Origin of the sequence: Streptomyces sp. NPDC088097 (genome assembly GCF_044741845.1) — a bacterium.
In the GTDB taxonomy this organism is placed as follows: domain Bacteria; phylum Actinomycetota; class Actinomycetes; order Streptomycetales; family Streptomycetaceae; genus Streptomyces.
The window spans coordinates 284526-302110 of record NZ_JBIUTJ010000003.1 but is presented as its reverse complement, the minus strand read 5'-3'; the positions used below and the strand labels follow the sequence as shown (position 1 = coordinate 302110).

Genomic DNA, 17585 nt, shown 5'->3' with positions numbered 1-17585 from the left:
GGCACGAGGAGGTGACGCCCCCGGGCGCGTCGCGACAGCCGGGGGCCGCGGATCACCCCGTGCCCACGCGGCCCGCGCCGTCCGACGGGGCGGCGGGCGGGTCCTCCGGGTCTGCCTGGTCCGCCGGGCCCGTCGGGTCCTCGGCGTCGTCGCGGCGGACCTCGATGTGGTCGGCGGCCAAGTCGACCGCGACCCGGTGCTCCATCCCCAGTGCCGCGAGGAACTTGTGCGGGAGCTGCACCCGGCCGGTGCGGTCCAACATCACGTACTCGCGCTCGCTGATCGACTCCGTGCCGTGCTCGTCGGTGACCGTGCGGCGCAGCACCTCGCTGCTGGTGCGACCGTCGCGGATGGCCACCGTCCGGCGCACCTCGCCCGCGACCATCGGGTCGTGGGTCACGATGACGACCGTCGTGCCCAGCTCGCGGTTCACGGTGCGGAAGGCCTCGAAGACCGCGGAGCCCGTCTCGGAGTCCAGCTCCCCGGTCGGCTCGTCGGCCAGCAGCACCGCCGGGTCGTTGGCCATGGCCACGGCGATGGCGGCGCGTTGCTGCTGGCCGCCCGACAGCTCGCAGGGGCGTCGATCCGCGAGCGTGTCGATCTCCAGGGCCTTCAGCAGGGACCCGATCCGCTCCCGCCGCGCCGCCGCGGCCCGGCGCCCGGAGCCCTTCAACTGCATGGGCAACGCCACATTCTGGCTGACCGTCAGAAAGGGCAGCAGATTGCGGGCGGTCTGCTGCCAGACGAATCCGACCGTCTCGCGGCGGTAGCGCAGCCGGTCCCGGGAGGTCATCTCCAACAGGTCGTAGCCGCCGACCGAGGCCGCGCCGGCCGTCGGGACGTCCAGTCCCGCCAGGATGTTCAGCAAGGTGGACTTGCCGCTCCCGGAGGCGCCGACGAGGGCCACCAGATCGCCCCGGGCCACGGTCAGTTCCAGCCCCTGGAGCGCTTGTACCTCCACCCCGGCGGAGGTGAAGATCCGCACGAGGCGATCGCAGGTGATGGCGGTCCCGGCGGCGGGAGTGCGGGGCGCGGCGGCGGCCAGTGCCTGTTGCCGCAGCTCCTCGTAGGTCGGTGCTTCGGTGTTCAACGTCCGTCTCCCGCTCTCAACTCGGTGGTGATCTGGCGCCGTCCGGCCCACGCCGCCTCGGCGAGCACGGCCAGGGCCACGAGGGCGGTCAGCCCCAACGCCTGCGTCAGTACGGGTCGGGCGGTCAGCCGTACCCCCGTCGGCACGAGGGCGCCCACCATCGTGGTCAGGTCCACGGCGGGCCCCAACAGGGCCGTCGCGCAGGCGGCGGCCACGGCCCCGCCGACTGCGGCGGCCACCGTCAGGGGCAGCGACTCGGCCAGGATCAACGCCACACCCTGCCGGGGGCGCAGGCCCATCGTCCGCAACCGGGCCAACAGGGCCGCACGTTCGGGAGCGGCCCGCACGAGCGTGAGCAGCACGGCCAGCAGGGCGAAGCCGGCCGCCCCCGCCAGGGAGACCCAGAACAACCGCTCCGCGGACGCCTGGAGCGGGTCGCTCGCCAGTTCCGCGTCCCGTTCGGAACTGGTACGCACCAGGTACCGCTCCGCGCCGGCCCGACCGCCCGGCCCCACCTCGGCGAGCAGCCCGCGCAGCCGGTCGGTCTCGACCGTGCCCACGGCGAACCAGTGCGTGGGCCGGGCCGTCTCGGGCACGCGCGCGGTGAGCGGCCCGGCGGGCAGCACGACGGTGGCGGCCCCGGAACCCGGCTGTACCGGGCTTCCGTCGACCACCGCCGCGACCCGGGCCCGCAGTTCCCGCCCGTTGCCCAGGCGCAGCAGGTAGCCGCCCTCGGCGGGGCCGTGTGCGGCCAGGTCCTTGCTGAACAGGGCGGGGAGGGGAGCGTCCGGTCCACCCGTCGGGGCCAGGAGCGCGGCGTCGAACGCTCCGCGACCGGCGGTCCGGGCCAGCTCCGCGTAGGCCGCCGGCTCGGCCACCAACACCGTGATCCGGGTGGAACTCCGGTCGGCGTCGATGAGGAAGGAGGTGCTGTCGCGCCACACTCCGAGCGAGGTCCGTACGCCGGGCAGCGCTCCGGCGGCCTTCGTGAACGCCTCCGGCACGCTCTCCCCGGGAGGCGCCGCCACCTGCGCGTCGCCACCCACGAAGGCCCGCGCCACCTGGTGCCGGGCGTCGGCCACCTCCGCCAGCACGGTGGCCCCGAAGCCCCCCGTGGTCACCGCCGCCAACAGGGCGACCAGGGGCAGCACGGGAGGCCGTGAGCGCGCCGAGGAGCCCTGGGCGGCGCGCGCCAGCCCGAGGAACCCGATGAGGCCCCGGCCCCGCCCCGCGAGCCGGGACAGCAGCCGGACGCAGGGGGGTTGGAGGCGGGCCGTCAGCAGTGCGGCGGACAGGACGAGCAGCAGGGGAGCGGCGATCAGCAGGGGGTCCGCCCCCGCGCCCGCCGGGGCGACGCCGCGCCGGCGGACCTCCAGGACGGCCGCCACCGTGGCCGCCGCCACCAGGGCCTCGACGACGAGCCGGCGGCGCGGGGCGGCCCCGCGCGGGCCGGACAGCAGCGCGAAGGCCCGCACGGGGAAGGCGGGCAGGGCCACCAGGGTCACGGCGCCGGCCGCGAGCAGGGTGGGGGCCTGCCGGTGCGCGGGCAGCAGCAGGACGGCCAGGGTCGTCGCGAGGGCGGCGGCCGGGAGCACGGTGAGCGCCGACTCGCCCAGCAGGCGTCCGATGATGCCCCGCCGCGAGCCGCCCCGGGCGTGCAGCAGCCGCAGCTCGGCCGCCCGCCGGTCGGCCGTGAGCGCCGCCGCCAGCAGCAGCACCACCAAGGCCACACCGCCGGCCCCGGCCGGACCGATCGCGGTCAGCGGGGCGGCCGCCTGCCGGCGGGCCTGGGCCTGGGCGAACAGCCTCGGCAGTTCCGAGGTGATCAGCAGGTCGGAGCGGCCGGAGCGCCGGCTCAGCTCGTTGGCCGTGGGACCGGCCACGTACGAGGCGATCTCCTTCGCCGTCGCGGCGAGCCGGTCGGCGCGCAGGGCCGCGGTGTCCACCGGAAGCCGCCAGAAGTCCTGTACGCCCCCGCCCCAGTTCTGGAGCGCGGGCAGCGCCTCGGGGCCCGTCAGGGCGGCGGTCGTCCAATAGGCGACCGGGTACTCGTCGTTGGACACCGCGCAGGCCTGCGTGGGGCAGGGCAGGTCGGTCCAGAACGGATCGGCCGGGTCCAGGGGGGTGTAGAGCCCGACGACTTCCGCGCCGATCGGGTCGGCGACGTCCGAGGCGGTGTTCAGGACCGTGCCGAGCTTCGCCCCGAGGGTGTCGGCGGCGCTCTTGGAGAGGGCGACGGGGACGCGGCCGTCGACGAGGCTCCCGCTCGGCCAGTGCCCGGAGTCCAGCCGGGCGTGCGTGGTGGCCCCGTGGGCGTAGAGGAGCCTCAACAGGGGCGGGGCTTCACTGGTCCGGGTCAGTTCGGGGTTCGACATCGCCCGGTACTTCAACGTCGCCGACCCGTACACCGGGCCGGAGCCCGCCACTGAGAAGCCGGGGCCGGCGCCGGAGCCCAGCACTTTCGCCACGGAGGACAGCGCCGTCAGGCTCTGCTCAGGCGGCGGCTTGGCCGTCGCGATCAGGCTGGTCGGGCCGGGCCCCTGACGCTCCAGGTAGGAGGCCAGGGCCCGGTCGGCGCCCCGGTCGACGGCGCGGGGCAGGGCGGCGGCCAGGAACACGGCGACGAACGCCAGCGCGGCCGTCAGCAGCGTGGCCAGGGGCGTGGCCCGCAGCCGCGTCCCGACCCACGGGGCGCCCGCGTCGCCGCGCGCGGCGCGCCGCCGCTCCGGGGCGCGATCGGACGACACAGCGGCGGGTCGGTCCCCGGCGCGACCGGGGGGCGGGGTGGTCACATCTCCTCCACGTACCGCAGCCGGGCGGCCGCGCCTCGAACGGTCCGTTCACCGCGCCCGCCGAGCACCGCCGACAGCAGCGGTACGGCCGCGACGGCCGCGGCCAACCACAGGGTCGCGGTCGCGGGCAGGTCCACGAGCACCTCGGGCACCGGGCGGGCCCCGGCCGGCGTCAACACCACCAGCGGGACGACCAAGTGCACCAGGGCGGCGCCCAACCCCAGCCCCACGACGGTGCCGAGACCCACCAGCAGGCACCCCTCGGCGGCGGCGGTGACGGCCAGGCGCCGGCGGGAGGCCCCGAGCGCGAGCAGGACGGCCTGTTCCCGGGCCCGCCGGCGTCCGGCCGCCGCGGCGGAGGCGGCGAAGCCGATCGCCGAGAGCACGGCGCACGCCACCGCCAAGGCGCCCAGGGCGGTCTGCGGACCGGCGCTCAAGGGGTCGTCCAACAGGCCCTCGACGACCTCCTCGCGCAGCAGGAGCCGGTGCCGGCCCGCGCCGGCGCGCAGTTCGGCCGCGGCCCGCGCCGGGAGGGGGTCGGCGGCGGAGGCGGCCGGCAGCCACCACTCCTCGGCGGCGGGGAGGTCCGCGCCCTCGGTGGCGGCCAACAGCCTGCCGGCGGCACCGAGGTCCACGGCGAGGGCCGGCCCGGCGGCGGTCGGGAGCGCCTTTACGGCGGAGGTGATCCGTACGGGCAGGGAGGACGTGCCCAGCCGGACGGGGACCACGTCGCCCACGGAGGCCCCCACGGCGGTGAGGAAGGCGTGGGTGGCCACACCGGGGACGGCGGCGGCGGGCGGGCCGCCCGTGGTCAGGACGGCCTGGAAGGGCCAGTCGCGGTAGGCGCTGCCCCGGTACCCCAGCCGGGCGAGGGCCGTCTCCGCGGGGAGCAGGGTCACCGCCGGGGCGTTGTCGGGCAGGGGCGGGGAAGCGAGCCGCCAGGTGGGCGCGGGACCCTCGACGGGCACGGCCGGCCCGCCGGGGGGGTCCGAGGCCGAGATCCGGTGGACGCTCAGCTCGCCGCCTACGGAGGTCGGGGCGCCGGAGTCGGACGGTTGGTTGGGGTCGTAGCTCAGCAGGAATCCGGCGATCCGCAGCGGGGCGGCCGCGGAGCCGAGCGGTGTGCCGGCGAGCGAGGCGAGATCCACGGTGACGGTGGCCCGGCCGTCGGTGGGGAGTTCGGCCGCCGCGGTGCGCTGGGTGAGCCCGAAGCGGTCGGCCAGCAGCAGTCCCAGGCGGGGCCGGCCGGCGGCCCCGGTGGTCCGTACGGACACCTCGACGTCGACGCGCTGCGGATGGCCGGGCAGGGCCATCCCTTCCGTGTGCGCGGTCTTCGGCTCCGCGAGCGGGGCGAACAGGTCGGTCATGGACCGCCCGTCGCGCAGGTCGGGCCGCAACGGCACCCGGGCGGCCACGCCCGCGGCGTCCAGCGCGAGCAGCTCGCCGGGCTTCCCGTCCGGCAGCGGCAGCTCGGCACGGACCACCGGCACCATCCGGTCGCCGCCCGGCACGGACGCGTACCGGCCGCCCCGCCCGAGGGGGGCCAGGTCGCTCCCGGTGACGCGCAGGCCCCCGGCGGTGGTGAAGTCGGCCTGTTCGTGCTGGGAGGCCGACCAGGTGGACCGGGTCCCCACGGACAGCACCCCCATGGACACCGCGAGCACCAGCAGCAGGACGGGCCCGGTGGACCGCCCCGGGCGGCGGGCGAACTGCCAGCCGACCAGCGCCGGGCCGAGACCGCGACCCCGGGCGGCGATCCGCCCGCCCAGGCGCGCCAGGTACGGCAGCAGCCGCAGGACGAGCAGCGTGCCCGCGCACAGGGCCAGGGTCGGGGCCGCCACCAGGACGGGGTCGACGTCGAGGAGCCCGCTCCCGCCGGCCGAGGACCCCGGGCTCCCGCTGTACCGGACCAGTTGCCGGTGGGCGAGGACGGCGAGGACCACCAGCGCGAGGTCGGCGCCCGAGCGGGCGAAGCGGGAGACGGCGGCCTGCCGGCGTCCGCCGATGCGCAGGGCGGCGGCGGACGCCCCGCGCAGGAGCGAGGGCAGCGCGGTCAGCAGGACACAGATCAGGGCGCAGGCGACGGATGCGCCCCACAGCAGACCGGCGCCACCGGTGGCCAGGGGCATCCCGGACAGCGGGCCGTGGCGGCCGGCCAGGCGCAGCAGGGGCGGCGCGAGCAGCGGGGCGAGGAGGGCCGCGGGAGCCGCCAACAGCGAGGACTCGATCGCGGTGAGCACGCCGAGCCGGCGACGGGAGGCGCCGCGCGCGGTCAGGAGCACCCGCTCCGGCTCCTGGCGCTCCGTGAGCAGGTGGGCGACGAGCACCAGGGCGGCCGAGGCCAGGATGGCGAGCTGGAGGGCCCCGACGAGCAGGGTGGACCGGGCCACGCGCAGGCCCGAGTTCAACTCGCCCAGGAAGGTGGGCAGTTCGCTCGACAGGGCCAGACCGCCCGGCACCGCGGCGTCGGCCGCGGTCGCTCGGGCCCGTACGGCTTCGACCCCCGCCGCGTCCAGGGCGGACAGGTCGGGGGTCAGCAGCGAGGCGCGGCTGTTCTGCGGGACGGCCCCGGCGGTGAAGGCGGAGTCGTCCACGAGGAGGGGCCCGTAGGTGACGAAGTTCCCCACCCGCACCTCGCGCCCACCGAGCGGATCGAGCCGCCAGTACGGGGCCTCGGGCTCCGCCGCCCGGTACACGCCGGTGACGAGCAGACCGAGCTGCGGGCCGCCGTAGCGGTCGTCCAGTCGCACCTCGGCCGGCAGGGCCCGCCCCGTCAGCCCGAGCCGGGCCAAGGCCGCCTGCGGCACGGCCACCGGGATCCGGTCCGGGTGCGCGGCGACGGCCCCGGGCCACCCGCCCGCGAGGAGGCGCACGCGACTCCGGTCGAGGGAGGCGAGCAGGGTCAGGTCGGCCTCCTTGCCGGGGGAGTGGGTGCCGGGCAAGCCGTACGAACGGCTGCGCGCCAGGCTCTCGACCCCGACCGGCACATCGCCGAACACCCCGGCGGCGTAGGACCGTACGGCCCCGTCGTCCGCGGCCCGGCCCTGCGCGGCGTGTTCGCCGCTGAGCAGTACGGCGGTGCGGGCGGCGGCGCCGGGGCCCGTGAGCGCCTGGCGCAGTCCCGCCTCGCCCACGCCGCGCGTGAAGGCGAGCAGGGCCGTGAGCGTGGTCGTGGTGATGAGCACGGTGAGCAGTACGGCGGTGGCGAGCGGCAGTCGTCCGCGCAGCCGGCGCACGACAAAGCCGATCATGTGCCTGAATCCTCCCCCATCCGGACCACAGGTCCCGGATAGCGGACGATGCTGTCAGATTCGGACGGACAGTGGAAGGTACTTGCGCGATTGATGTGACAGATGAGCAGAATCGGTCACGCGGGTACGAAAGTGCCGGGCAGCGCTCCCAGGCGGCGCGGCCGACGGCCGAGCCGAGGGGGAGCCCACCATGACGCAGCAGCAGGACACCACCACCGCCACCAGGGAGAACGGGCCCATGGTGGTGGTGCGCGACCTGCGGCGGAGCTTCGGGACCGGCGAACGGACCGTGCACGCCCTGCGCGGGGTCTCCTTCGAGGCCCGCCGGGGCGAACTCACCGCGCTCAAGGGCCGCTCGGGATCCGGCAAGACCACCCTGATGAACCTCGTCGGCGGACTCGACACCCCGACCGGGGGTGCCGTCGAACTCGACGGCACCGACCTGGCCTCCCTCGACGAGAACGGCCGGCTCGCCCTGCGCCGGGACCGGATCGGCTTCGTGTTCCAGTCCTTCGGGCTGATCCCGGTCCTCAGCGCCGCCGAGAACGTGGGCGTGCCGATGCGCATGCGCAAGGTCCCGGCGCGCCAACGCGAGGAGCGGGTACGGACCTTGCTGGCCCTGGTGGGTCTGGCCGAGCACGCCGATCAGCGGCCCGGGGAACTCTCCGGCGGACAGCAACAGCGCGTCGCAGTGGCCCGCGCGCTGGCCAATGAGCCCGCCCTGATCATCGCGGACGAACCCACCGGCCAGCTGGACTCCGAGACGGGCCGCTCGATCATGCGGCTGCTGCGCGCCGTCGTGCGCAGCGAGGGGGTCACCGCGCTGGTGGCCACCCATGACCCGGAGCTGATGGAACTCGCCGACCGTGTGGTGGAGTTGCGTGACGGCCGACTCGTCGAGGAAGCGGCGGCCGTGGATCCGTCGGATCGGACGCGCTGACCGGCGTCGAGATCGGGGACGGGATCGGGATCGTCAGCGGGCCCGTGTGTCTGTGCGCGGGCCGTCCCCGGGCGGACACGTCGAGCAGGAGCCGTACGGACCGCGAGGCGGTGGCCGCCTCCCAGGAGCGACCGGCCCGTGTCCACCGCTCCAGGACGTGCAGCAGTGCGGAATCACAGAAGGTCACCAGGGCCGTGTCGAGCACCAGACGGCGGGCGCCGCGTGCGGCGGCCCCGTCCAGGAGGTAGCGCAGCGGAGCGCAGGTGAAGTGGTCGAACTCCCCGGCCAGGCTGACGACGAGCACACCGTCGCGAAGCGTGGACCGCATGCGGGGGAGCGGCACTGGCGGCACTGGCGGCGCGGGTACGGAGGGTGCGGAGCGTACGGCCAGGCGGTGCGGATGGTGCGGGCGGTGCGGTTGGTGCGGTTGGTCGGGGCCGGTGCCGCCCCCGGGCGGGGGCGCCGGCGTGGCGGTGAAGGGGTCGGAAGCGGGCAGTATCGGACCGTTTATCGCGTTTATGGGGGAGTTCACGCCCCTTCCAACGGACCCCGCCCCGCCCGGGAACGGGTGACGGGGGCCGCTTCACCCGCGCGGGGCGGGGTTGCTGACCCGTTCCGGCGATCTTCCTCACCCGCCGGTGGGCGGGTCGTCCATCGGGGCCGCGGGTCGTTCGCCCAACAGTTCGCCCGTCGATTCGTGCATCGATTCGTGCATCAGTTCGCCCAGTAGTTCGCGCATCAGGGAGGGTGGCAGTGCCGGATGGGAGGCGGCCGCCTCCGCCACCTGCCAGTCCGGGTGGCGCAACAGCCCGGGCAACTCCTCGGCGGGGAAGGACGGGTGGGCGACGGCGCGCCGGCGGGCCTTGGCGTCGCCCAGACAGGCGATCAGGGCCCGAGCGGTCGCCCGCGGATGGGTGGCGACCGTACGCAGGACCCCGCGCACGGGTGGGTCCCACAGGGCGAGGTCCTCCAACAGGGCCGGTGTGACGTCAGGGTTGGCCGCCGCGAGCGCGAGCACGGGTACGCCGTGCCGTGCGACGAGGTCGCGCAGCAGGTCTTCGCCCAGGCCGGGGTGCGAGGCGACGGTCTTGACCACCTTCACGTCGGGATCGGCGGCCGGCGCCTCGCGCACCCCGACGGGCAGATCGCGGCGCTGGGCCACGAGCACCCGTACGCCCGGTTCGGTCGAGGCGGCCAGTTCCCGCACCTCGGCCTCCGAGGCGGCGGCGATCCGGGGCAACGGTTCGGCCGGGGTGCGCAGCGCGGGGGCGAGCGCGGCCAACAGGGGCAGCGGGAGGCGGGGTTGGTGGGCGAGGGCCGCGTGGACCTCGGGGTCGGCGTCGGCGGCGAACGCGCCCAGCAGTGCTTCCCCGACGCCCGGGTTCCCGGCGAGGGCGATACGGACCCGGGGGTCCGGGTCCGCGGCGAGTTCCGCGTAGACCGCCTGGGGGAGGTCTACGCGGGCGGCGGCGACCCGGCGCAGCGGCGAGGCGGGATCCCGGGCGAAGCGGACGACGGCCTCCGCCGGGGTCGCCGGATTGTCGAGCGCCGCCCACCGCGTGGTGTGGACGGCCGAACGGTGGGAGCCCTCGCAGACGCCGTCCGGGGGCACGTACCGGTTGTGCCAACGGAGCTCGGGCTCGGTGTCGCAGACCGCGCACAGGTCGGCCGGGGGCAGGCCTTCGCCGGTGAGCAGCGCTCCGAGCAGGGGCGGGGGCGTGGAGGGGTTGCCGGCGCAGGCTCGGCGGACCTCGGCGTGCGGGTGCGCCGCCAGCAGCGCGGCGGTGGCCGGATCGAGGGCCCCGTACCCCGCCAGGTGGGTCACCACCTCCAGCCGGGCGTCGCCGGCCAGGCGGGCGGCGATCTCGGGGGGCAGCCCGGGGCAACAGGCGAGCCTCTCGCGGTGGAAGGGATCGGGGTGCGCGACGAGGAGCCCCGGCCACCGCGGGAGCCCGCGGCCCTCCTCCAAGAGGGCGACGGCCGCACCCGGCCGGGCCGCCGGATCCACGTCGGCGGGGTCGAGCAGGCCACGGTAGGCCAGGGAGACGGCCACGGCCTCGTCGTGCGCGGCCAGGGCCAGGACGCGGTCCCGGCCGAGGTCCTCGCGGTCGGCGAGGGTGGAGCAGAGCCAGGTTCTGTCGTCCTCTTCGGCGTGCTTGGTGTCTTCGGTGTGCGCGGGGGAGAGGGCGAGGGCCAAGAGCCGGTCGAGGAGATCGGGCGCGAGGGCCGGATTGGCGGCCAGGCCGTGCAGCAGCGGGTTCACGGGGCGCCCTCCGTGCCGCCCGCGTCCCTGCCGACGCCGACGCCGACGCCCGCGCCCGCGCTCACGTCCGCCGTCGCCGTCGTCGTCGCCGCGAGCAGGGCTTCGCAGAAGGCCCGCGCCGAGGAGCGGGGGTCGGGGCGGGTCGGGGTGACGATCCCGAGGTGGCGGGCAGGGCGCGGCTCCCGGAGCGGGACCACCACGGACCCGTCGGCCGGGGCCAGGGCGATGCGCGGGATCAGGGAGACCCCCACCCCGGCTCCGACCAGGCTCTGGGCGAAGAAGTAGTCGGTGGTGGAGGCGGCGATCCGCAGCTCGAAACCGGCCCGGTCCGCGTAGCGCCGCAGGTAGGCCTCCGTCTTGAGGCAGCCGAGCACCCAGCGGTCCCCGGCCAGCTCCGCCGGCTCCAGGGACTCCCGGTCCGCCGACCGGTGCCCGCGCGGCAGCACCGCGTACAACGGGTCGGCCATCAGCGGCAGCCAGTCGAGGCCCGTCGTCCCCGGACCGGCCGAGGGCAGCGGCCCGTCGAAGCGGTACGTCAGCGCGAGGTCGGCCGACCCGTCGCGCACCATCGGCAGCGCCACCTCCGGTTCGGCCTCCAGCACCGTGAGTTCGACCTCCGGGTGGGCGCCGACGAACGCGGCCAACGCCCCGGGCAGGAGGTGGCGGCCCCCGCTGGTGAAGGTCGCCACCGTCAGCCGGGGCCGCCCGGCGGCCAACCGGTCGATGCGGCCGCGTACCCGGTCCAGCTCGGCGGTGACCGTCTCCGCCGTCTCCACGAGCAGCCGGCCGGCCTCGGTGAGGGTCACCCCGCGCGTGCTGCGATCGGCCACCCGGTGGCCGAGGCTCCGCTCCAGAGCGGCGATGTGTTGGGAGACGGCCGAGGGCGTCAACCGCAGCTCCGCCGCCGCCCGGTTGAAGCTGCCGTGGGTGGCGACGGAGCGCAGGATGCGCAGCCGGTGCACGTCGATCAACAGTTTTCCTTCATACGGGGCAAGGCGAAGACCAGTTCCGGTGGGGACCCTACCGGGGCAGAGTCGGCGGCATGAACGAGATTCTGGTCATCGGCGGCAGCCGGTACTTCGGCAGGCACCTCGTGACCCTGCTGCGCGACGCGGGACACGAGGTCACCGTCCTCAACCGGGGCTCCGCCGCCCCTCCCGCCGGCGTCGGCCGGCTGACGGCGGACCGCGGGGACGAGCGGGCCCTGCGCGCCGCGCTCGGCGCCCGGACCTTCGACGCCGTCGTCGACCAGGTCTGCTACACCCCGGAGCAGGCCGCCGTCGCCCGCCGGGTGTTCGCCGGCGGCCGGGCCGGGCGGTACGTGATGACCTCGACGATGGAGGTGTACGACCCCGCCACGCTCCTCGGCGACCGGCCCCCGGTGGCCCCCGTGTCCGAGTCGTACCTCGACCCCGCGCGGCCCGGCCGGGGTTCCGGCCCGGCGGCGGAGTACGCCGAGGGCAAGCGGCGGGCCGAGGCGGAGTTCCTGGGCGAGCCGGCCCTCCCGTTCGTGAGCGTGCGGTCGGCGCACGTGCTGGGCGGCGGCCCGGCCGACTTCACCGGCCGGTTGGCGCACTACGTGGAGCGGATCGGCGCCGGCCTGCCGGTCGACGTGCACGAGGGCGCGTACGCGACCTCATTCGTCCACCACCGGGAGATCGCGGCGTTCCTGGCCTGGGCGGCGACCGGCACCTTCACCGGGCCGGTCAACGCGGCCTCCCACGGGGCGCTGTCCGTCATCGACCTCGCCGAACTGGTCGGCGACCACCTCGGCCGGCGCCCGCGCTACCGGCGGGTGCCGGCGGGCGCGGAAGCGTCGCCGTTCTCCTTCGACCGCCCCTACGCGTTGGACAACACCCGCGCCACCGACCTCGGCTTCGCCTTCGGCCACACCCGCGACTGGCTGCCCGGGGCGATCGAAGCGACCGCGCGACACGCGGGGGTGGGCCGGGGGGAAGCGGGGTGACCCCACGCCGGCCACTGACGTCCGGTGGCCGCTCATGGCCTACAGGGCTCATGGCTTACAGGGCTCATGGCCTGGCGGGCCAATGCCGCCAACTTCCGATCGAGGTCCGGGTCGGGGTCCGGGGCGGAGTCCATGCCGTCAGGGTAGGCCGCCGTCCGCCACGTCGCGCCCGACGTGCGAAGCCGGTGGCCAGAACGAAGATCGTCTCGCGGTAGGCTCGTTCCGCAACACGACGCGAAGGGGCTTTCATGGCGCGGGTTGCGGTGATCGGCGGGGGTATCGGCGGGCTGGGGACGGCGCTCATGCTCGGGCGCCGGGGCCATGTGGTCACCGTGTTCGAGCAGGACGCGCGGCAGGCCGGAGACGACCTGGAGCGGGACTTCCACCAGTGGGACAGACCCCGAATACCGCAGGCCGTGCAGCCCCACTCGTTCCTCGCGCCCGTCCGTACGGTGTTGCTCGCCGAGGCCCCTGACGTGCACGCGGACCTGCTGGCACGCGGAGCCCGCGAGTACCACGATTTCGACTGGTTCGACGAACACCCGCCGTACCGCGCCGGCGACGAGGAACTGGTGACCCTGCGCACCCGCCGCATCGTGCTGGAGGCGGCCTTGACCGCGGCCGTGGGGCGGGAGCCCACCGTCCGGGTGCGCCGAGGCGTCCGGGTCCGGGCCCTCACCGTCGAGCAGGGTCGCCCCGCCCCCCGCGTCACCGGCGTCGACGTGGGCGGCGAAACCCACCGGGCGGACCTCGTCGTCGATGCGGCCGGCCGCCGCTCGCCGGTGCCCGCCTGGCTGATCGCGGCCGGCTGCCGCCCACCCGTGGTCGACAGCCACCGCGCCGGGATCGCCTACCTCTGCCGCTGGTACCGCACGCGCGCCGACGGCCCGCGCGACCCGGGGCGGGTGAAGACGGGCTCGGCCGCGCCGTTCGCGCTCGCCGGCGTCTTCCCCTCCGACAACGACACCTTCGCGGTGAACGTGGTGCTCTCCACGGGGGATCCGACCCGCGCCGCGCTCATCGACCCCGCCGTCTTCGAGGCCGCCGCCCGCCTCTTCCCCGCCACCGCCGCCTGGCTGGACCTGGCCTCCGAACCCCGCTCGCCCGTCCTGGCGATGGCCGGCCTGGACAACCGTTGGACCGGCTTCGCCGACGAGGACGGACCCGTGGTGACCGGCCTGGTCAACGTCGGGGACAGCCTCATCCACACCAACCCCACCCTGGGCCACGGCGCGGCCCTCGGCCTGCTCGCCGCCCAACACCTCGCCACCCACGTGGACCGGATCGCCGCGGACCCCGCGGACTTCCACGCCTGGACGCGACGGGCGCTCCGGCCGTGGTTCGACGCCCAGGTCACCGCCGACCGCGCCGACGAGCAACGCCTCGCGGAAGGTTCGCCCTCCTCGGACCGGCGTGCCGCCGCCCTGGGCGCCTGCGCCTTCGACGACCCCGTCGTCATGAGGGCCCGCGCCCAGGTGCGCCACCTCCTGCGCCCGGCCCCCGAGGCCTACGGCACCCCCGAAGTGGACCGCCACGTCACCGCCTGGCTGACCGCCTACCCGGACTTCTCCCCGCGCCCCGACGGCCCGACCCGCGATGAATGGGATGCGACCGTCACCTCCGAAGCCTGACCGGGCGGAGTGGCCGCGCCCTGTTGGAACGGTGCGATGCGCTGCTGTGCTCCGGCAGCCTGGAGGTCGTGCGACACTGCGTGCGCCAACAGGGCCACAGGCGGGGACGAAGGACGATGGGACGGGGAGAGCCTCGGGACCGTGGTCCTCGACGAGGTCCTGACCCACCCGAACGGCTGCCGCCACGAGATCGCGTTCTGGGAGGGCTCGCTCGTCGTCTGCCGAGACCTCGACGCGAGCTGGACCGAGGCCGACTGTCCCGGCAACCCTTGAGGGTTGTTGCGGAAGGGTGGACGTGGGCAGGCCGGTGCGCGGGGGCCACCCGTCAGCGGCGCGAGCCACGCTGTCGATGGTCGCGTGAGCGGGTGGCGAGGGGTGGGAACTGGCATGAGGTGTGCCCGCGGGGGGTCTACGCGTCTTGTTCTGCGGTGAGGCGCTGGAGTAGGTCGAGCAGCGTTGCGCGGTCCGCCCCGGGCAAGCCCGAGAAGCAGGTCGCGAGCACCTGGTCCGCAACCGTGTGGCCGGCCGCCAGGACCTGCTCGCCGGCCGGCGTGAGGTGGTGCTCGATGCGGCGGCCGGGTCCCGGGCGGCGCTCGATGAGGGCCTGGGCCGTGAGGCGACCGGCGAGCGTGCCGAAGGCTTGCTCGGTCTGAAACGTAGCGGCGGCCAACTCACGGGCCGATGAACCGGGTGAGCGGCTGATCGCACGCAGGGCATCCCACTGGGCCAGCGTCGTGCCGATGGCGGCGAGCGCGCGGTCGAGGGCCCGGTGCTGTCGATACTGGGCTTGCTTGACCGCTCTGCCGAGTTCTTGCAGCTCACCATGCATGGAACCAGTCTACTTCATAACCCAGCTAGCTTATCTAAGGATGTTTAGTTACTCTGGTCGCATGCCCACAGACACATCAGTCGTATACGCCGACCTGTCCCTCACGCTGTCCGAGGCCGGATCCGGCCGACCGGTCCTCATCCTGCACGGCGGCGGAGGCCCCGCCACAGTCGCCGGCCTCGCCCAACACCTCTCCCGCACCGCACACACCCTCACACCCGTGCACCCCGGCTGGGACGGCACCCATCGCCCCGCATGGCTCACCGGCATCGGCGACCTCGCCCTCGCCTACCTCCACCACCTGCGCGAACGAGGGCTGCGCGACGTTCTCGTCGTGGGCTCCTCGCTCGGCGGCTGGATAGCCGCCGAGATGGCCGTGCGCGACACCGCGGGAACAATCACAGGCCTTGTCCTGGTCGATGCCGTGGGCGTGCGGGTCGAGACGGAACCGATCACGGATTTCTTCGCGCTTGACGCCCGCGGCGTCGCGGAGCACTCCTGGCACGACTCGGACCGGTACTACCTCGACCCGGCCGACGTCCCGACCGAAGAACTCGCGCGCCGGCAAACCAACATGGCCACCATGCGCATCCTCGCCGGCGACCCCTACATGCACGACCCCAAGCTGCTGCGCCGGCTCGGAGATGTCCAGGTGCCCGCCCTCCTGCTCTGGGGTGGCAGCGACCGCATCGTCACCCCCGCCTACGGCGCGGCGTACGCCGGCGCCTTCGGCAACGGCCGACTTGAGGTCATCGCCGAGGCCGGCCACCTTCCGCAGATCGAACAACCGGAAGCCACCTTCGCCCTGATCGACGCCCACCTGCGCCGAACGAGCAACCCGTTCCGTCAACAATGAGCAACCGCCGGGGCCCGGTTGCCCGAAGGCCCGAAGGCCCGTCGAGCGGACGGGCTGTCAGCGCATGCCGCCGGAGGCGAGGATGACATCGCCGGTGATCCAGCGCGCGTCGTCGGAAGCCAGGAAGGCCACCAGCGGGCCGTAGTCGTCCGGGGTGCCCGTACGGCCCAGGGGGGTGGCGGCGATCGCCTGTGCCTCCTGAGCCGAGCCGGGGAATCCCATGGCCCTGGTGCCCTCGGTGTCCGACGGTCCGGGCATGATCGCGTTGACCCGGATGCCCAGCGGGCCCAACTCCTTGGCCGCCACGATGGTGAACGCGTTGACAGCGCTCTTGGACGCGACATAGAGCGAGGCGTACGGGGGGTGGGTCAGCGTGCCGGCCGTCGAGACGTTGACGATCGACGCCGCGTCGATGTCGTCCTGCGCGGCCAGGGCCTGCGTCGTGAGGATCGTGCCCAGCACGTTCGTGGTCATCTCGCGCTGGAACTCGTCTTCGGTGATGTCCGAAAGCGGCGCGAAGGCGGCGACGGCCGCGTTGTTCACGAGCACGTCCACCGGTCCGTACTCCTCGCGCGCGCGGTCGAACAGGTGCCGCACCTCGTCGCCCCGGGATACGTCCGCCCGGACCGCTATCGCCCGGCCGCCCTCGGCGGTGATGTCCGCGACGACCCGCTCGGCACCCTTCGCGTCCTCCCGGTAGTTCACCACGACGGCTGCGCCGGTCCCGGCCAGCGCCTTGGCGATCCCCGCGCCGAGGCCCTTTGACGCTCCGGTGACGATCGCCGTACGTGCGTTGTTGTTGCTGCTCACAGTGGCTCCTCGAACGTTGGTGCTTGTGGGAGTCACCGTAGGAAACCCCGTTACTGCGGGGAAGTACCTACTTTTTTGTAAGCTCATCACGTGATGGAAACTCAGCAGGTCGCGACGGCCGCCCGACTCCTGGCCCACGACACCTTCGACAACAAGTGCGCGCTCAGGCCGATCATGGACCAGACGACAAGCCGCTGGGCGACACTGATCATCTCGGCCCTCATCGCCGGCCCTCACCGCTTCGCGCAGCTGCACCAACGAGTCGGTGGCATCAGCCAGAAGATGCTGTCGCAGAACCTCAAGGCACTGGCCCGGGCCGGGCTCGTCGACCGTCATGTCGCGCCCACCAACCCGCCCCAGGTCACCTACAGCCTGACGGAACTCGGTGTCAGCCTGGCCGGCCCGCTGACCGAACTCATCCAGTGGTTCGGCCGGCACGGAGACGAGCTCCTCGCCTCCCAGGAGCGCTACGACAGCGAACAGGCGTCACCGCACGCGTAACGAGCCGATGCCTGGAAACGGGCGTGACCGGCACAACGAGGAACTCCGAGGACGGGGCCGTGCCGTTGGCGGGTCAGGCGGAGAACTCGTGGATCAGGCGGCGGTAGGTGTCGAAGGCCGGCTTGGGGGTGTAGTCGCCGAGGTGGCCCGGGTCGCCGGGGTCTCGGTCAACACGGCCTTCAATCACTTTCCCACCAAGGTAGACCTGTTCTGCAACCGGCAGGCCGAAGTGGACGCACACCTCGCGGAAGTGGTCCGTCGCCGACAGTCCCGCCCCCAGGCCCGGGGGCGCGAGATCGCGGAACGTTCCGAGGCCGCCCTCGCGGCGGCCTTGGCCGAAGAGGACGACGCCGACGCGGACGACCCCCTGCCCCGGCTGCCGGAGGGAGCCATCGCCGGCGCCCACCGGGCCCCCATGGCCGAGATCCGTCGGCAGATCGTCGCCGGCGGGGACCCGGAAGACATCCGCCGCTCGGTCGTCGCGGCGGCGGAGCGGGCGTTCGGGATGCTCGCATCGGGCCTCGACGGCGAGGGGGATCGCCGTACGCGCTGACGGCGCCACTTTGCGGCCCTTGGTGCGTGGCCCGTGTGGATGTGCGGGAGGGGCGGGTCGGGGCGTGGCGTTCGCACGGGCCGTTGGGTTCGTGAGCCGGGCG

The 17585-nt window shown here is 74.7% G+C and carries 14 protein-coding genes and 1 pseudogene; 7 read left to right on the top strand and 8 right to left on the bottom strand.

Annotated elements, in window-relative coordinates:
• Nucleotides 1-52: 52 nt before the first annotated feature.
• From ACIOD1_RS11375 to ACIOD1_RS11365, 3 genes are read right to left on the bottom strand one after another with little or no spacing between them, the layout of a single operon-like run.
• Nucleotides 53-1090, bottom strand: coding sequence for an ABC transporter ATP-binding protein (locus ACIOD1_RS11375; protein ID WP_401901678.1), 1038 nt, complete (start codon nucleotides 1088-1090; stop codon nucleotides 53-55).
• Nucleotides 1087-3837: a hypothetical protein gene (locus ACIOD1_RS11370; RefSeq protein WP_401901676.1), complete on the bottom strand. Its 2751-nt coding sequence runs from the start codon at nucleotides 3835-3837 to the stop codon at nucleotides 1087-1089. Before ACIOD1_RS11370 ends, ACIOD1_RS11375 begins: the two co-directional genes overlap by 4 nt.
• Before the next feature lie 41 nt (nucleotides 3838-3878).
• Complete coding sequence (locus tag ACIOD1_RS11365; RefSeq protein ID WP_401901673.1) at nucleotides 3879-7133, bottom strand: FtsX-like permease family protein; 3255 nt, start codon at nucleotides 7131-7133, stop codon at nucleotides 3879-3881.
• A 190-nt stretch (nucleotides 7134-7323) separates the two neighbouring features.
• Between ACIOD1_RS11365 and ACIOD1_RS11360 the strand changes: the two genes are divergently transcribed.
• Entirely contained in the window at nucleotides 7324-8073 is a 750-nt protein-coding gene (locus tag ACIOD1_RS11360; protein ID WP_401901671.1) for an ABC transporter ATP-binding protein, read from the top strand.
• Between the two features lie 88 nt (nucleotides 8074-8161).
• Here ACIOD1_RS11360 and ACIOD1_RS11355 read toward each other — a convergent pair.
• From ACIOD1_RS11355 to ACIOD1_RS11345, 3 genes and pseudogenes are all read right to left on the bottom strand, one after another.
• Nucleotides 8162-8401, bottom strand: a pseudogene (locus ACIOD1_RS11355) (STAS domain-containing protein); the annotation flags it as partial.
• A 300-nt stretch (nucleotides 8402-8701) separates the two neighbouring features.
• Nucleotides 8702-10336 (bottom strand): hypothetical protein, encoded by a 1635-nt coding sequence (locus tag ACIOD1_RS11350; protein ID WP_365612150.1) that lies wholly within the window; start codon nucleotides 10334-10336, stop codon nucleotides 8702-8704.
• A complete protein-coding gene (locus tag ACIOD1_RS11345) occupies nucleotides 10333-11307 on the bottom strand; it encodes a LysR family transcriptional regulator (RefSeq protein ID WP_365612153.1) in 975 nt (324 codons plus the stop codon). The genes ACIOD1_RS11350 and ACIOD1_RS11345 overlap by 4 nt, the downstream gene beginning before the upstream one ends.
• A 71-nt stretch (nucleotides 11308-11378) precedes the next feature.
• Here ACIOD1_RS11345 and ACIOD1_RS11340 point away from each other — a divergent pair, with 71 nt between their 5' ends.
• The 3 genes from ACIOD1_RS11340 to ACIOD1_RS11330 all read left to right on the top strand — a co-directional run bounded on the left by ACIOD1_RS11340 (nucleotide 11379) and on the right by ACIOD1_RS11330 (nucleotide 14206).
• Nucleotides 11379-12302, top strand: coding sequence for an NAD-dependent epimerase/dehydratase family protein (locus tag ACIOD1_RS11340; protein ID WP_401901668.1), 924 nt, complete (start codon nucleotides 11379-11381; stop codon nucleotides 12300-12302).
• Nucleotides 12303-12550: 248 nt separating this feature from the next.
• Entirely contained in the window at nucleotides 12551-13933 is a 1383-nt protein-coding gene (locus ACIOD1_RS11335; protein WP_401901665.1) for an NAD(P)/FAD-dependent oxidoreductase, read from the top strand.
• A 141-nt stretch (nucleotides 13934-14074) separates the two neighbouring features.
• Nucleotides 14075-14206, top strand: a complete 132-nt coding sequence (locus tag ACIOD1_RS11330; protein ID WP_401901663.1) for a hypothetical protein — start codon at nucleotides 14075-14077, stop codon at nucleotides 14204-14206.
• A gap of 136 nt (nucleotides 14207-14342) precedes the next feature.
• Here ACIOD1_RS11330 and ACIOD1_RS11325 read toward each other — a convergent pair whose 3' ends face one another.
• The gene (locus ACIOD1_RS11325) at nucleotides 14343-14762 is read right to left on the bottom strand and encodes a MarR family winged helix-turn-helix transcriptional regulator (protein WP_365612164.1); all 420 of its coding nucleotides are present in this window, start codon (nucleotides 14760-14762) and stop codon (nucleotides 14343-14345) included.
• A gap of 61 nt (nucleotides 14763-14823) precedes the next feature.
• Here ACIOD1_RS11325 and ACIOD1_RS11320 point away from each other — a divergent pair, with 61 nt between their 5' ends.
• The gene (locus ACIOD1_RS11320; protein ID WP_401901660.1) at nucleotides 14824-15618 is read left to right on the top strand and encodes an alpha/beta fold hydrolase; all 795 of its coding nucleotides are present in this window, start codon (nucleotides 14824-14826) and stop codon (nucleotides 15616-15618) included.
• Nucleotides 15619-15675: 57 nt separating this feature from the next.
• On the opposite strand, the gene ACIOD1_RS11315 is transcribed toward ACIOD1_RS11320, so the two are convergent.
• Nucleotides 15676-16428 (bottom strand): SDR family NAD(P)-dependent oxidoreductase, encoded by a 753-nt coding sequence (locus ACIOD1_RS11315; protein WP_401901658.1) that lies wholly within the window; start codon nucleotides 16426-16428, stop codon nucleotides 15676-15678.
• Between the two features lie 93 nt (nucleotides 16429-16521).
• Here ACIOD1_RS11315 and ACIOD1_RS11310 point away from each other — a divergent pair, with 93 nt between their 5' ends.
• On the top strand, nucleotides 16522-16929 hold the full coding sequence (locus tag ACIOD1_RS11310; protein ID WP_365613362.1) for a helix-turn-helix domain-containing protein: 408 nt from the start codon (nucleotides 16522-16524) through the stop codon (nucleotides 16927-16929).
• Nucleotides 16930-17158: 229 nt separating this feature from the next.
• A complete protein-coding gene (locus ACIOD1_RS11305) occupies nucleotides 17159-17482 on the top strand; it encodes a hypothetical protein (RefSeq protein WP_401901656.1) in 324 nt (107 codons plus the stop codon).
• The last annotated feature ends 103 nt before the right edge of the window (nucleotides 17483-17585 follow it).

What these genes read in the sequence shown, in the direction of transcription:
- ACIOD1_RS11360 (WP_401901671.1), top strand. Translation starts at nt 7,324, where the DNA reads ATGACGCAGCAGCAGGACACCACCACCGCCACCAGGGAGAACGGGCCC.
- ACIOD1_RS11365 (WP_401901673.1), bottom strand. Translation starts at nt 7,133, where the DNA reads ATGATCGGCTTTGTCGTGCGCCGGCTGCGCGGACGACTGCCGCTCGCC.
- ACIOD1_RS11320 (WP_401901660.1), top strand. Translation starts at nt 14,824, where the DNA reads ATGCCCACAGACACATCAGTCGTATACGCCGACCTGTCCCTCACGCTG.
- ACIOD1_RS11310 (WP_365613362.1), top strand. Translation starts at nt 16,522, where the DNA reads ATGGAAACTCAGCAGGTCGCGACGGCCGCCCGACTCCTGGCCCACGAC.
- ACIOD1_RS11325 (WP_365612164.1), bottom strand. Translation starts at nt 14,762, where the DNA reads ATGCATGGTGAGCTGCAAGAACTCGGCAGAGCGGTCAAGCAAGCCCAG.
- ACIOD1_RS11335 (WP_401901665.1), top strand. Translation starts at nt 12,551, where the DNA reads ATGGCGCGGGTTGCGGTGATCGGCGGGGGTATCGGCGGGCTGGGGACG.
- ACIOD1_RS11340 (WP_401901668.1), top strand. Translation starts at nt 11,379, where the DNA reads ATGAACGAGATTCTGGTCATCGGCGGCAGCCGGTACTTCGGCAGGCAC.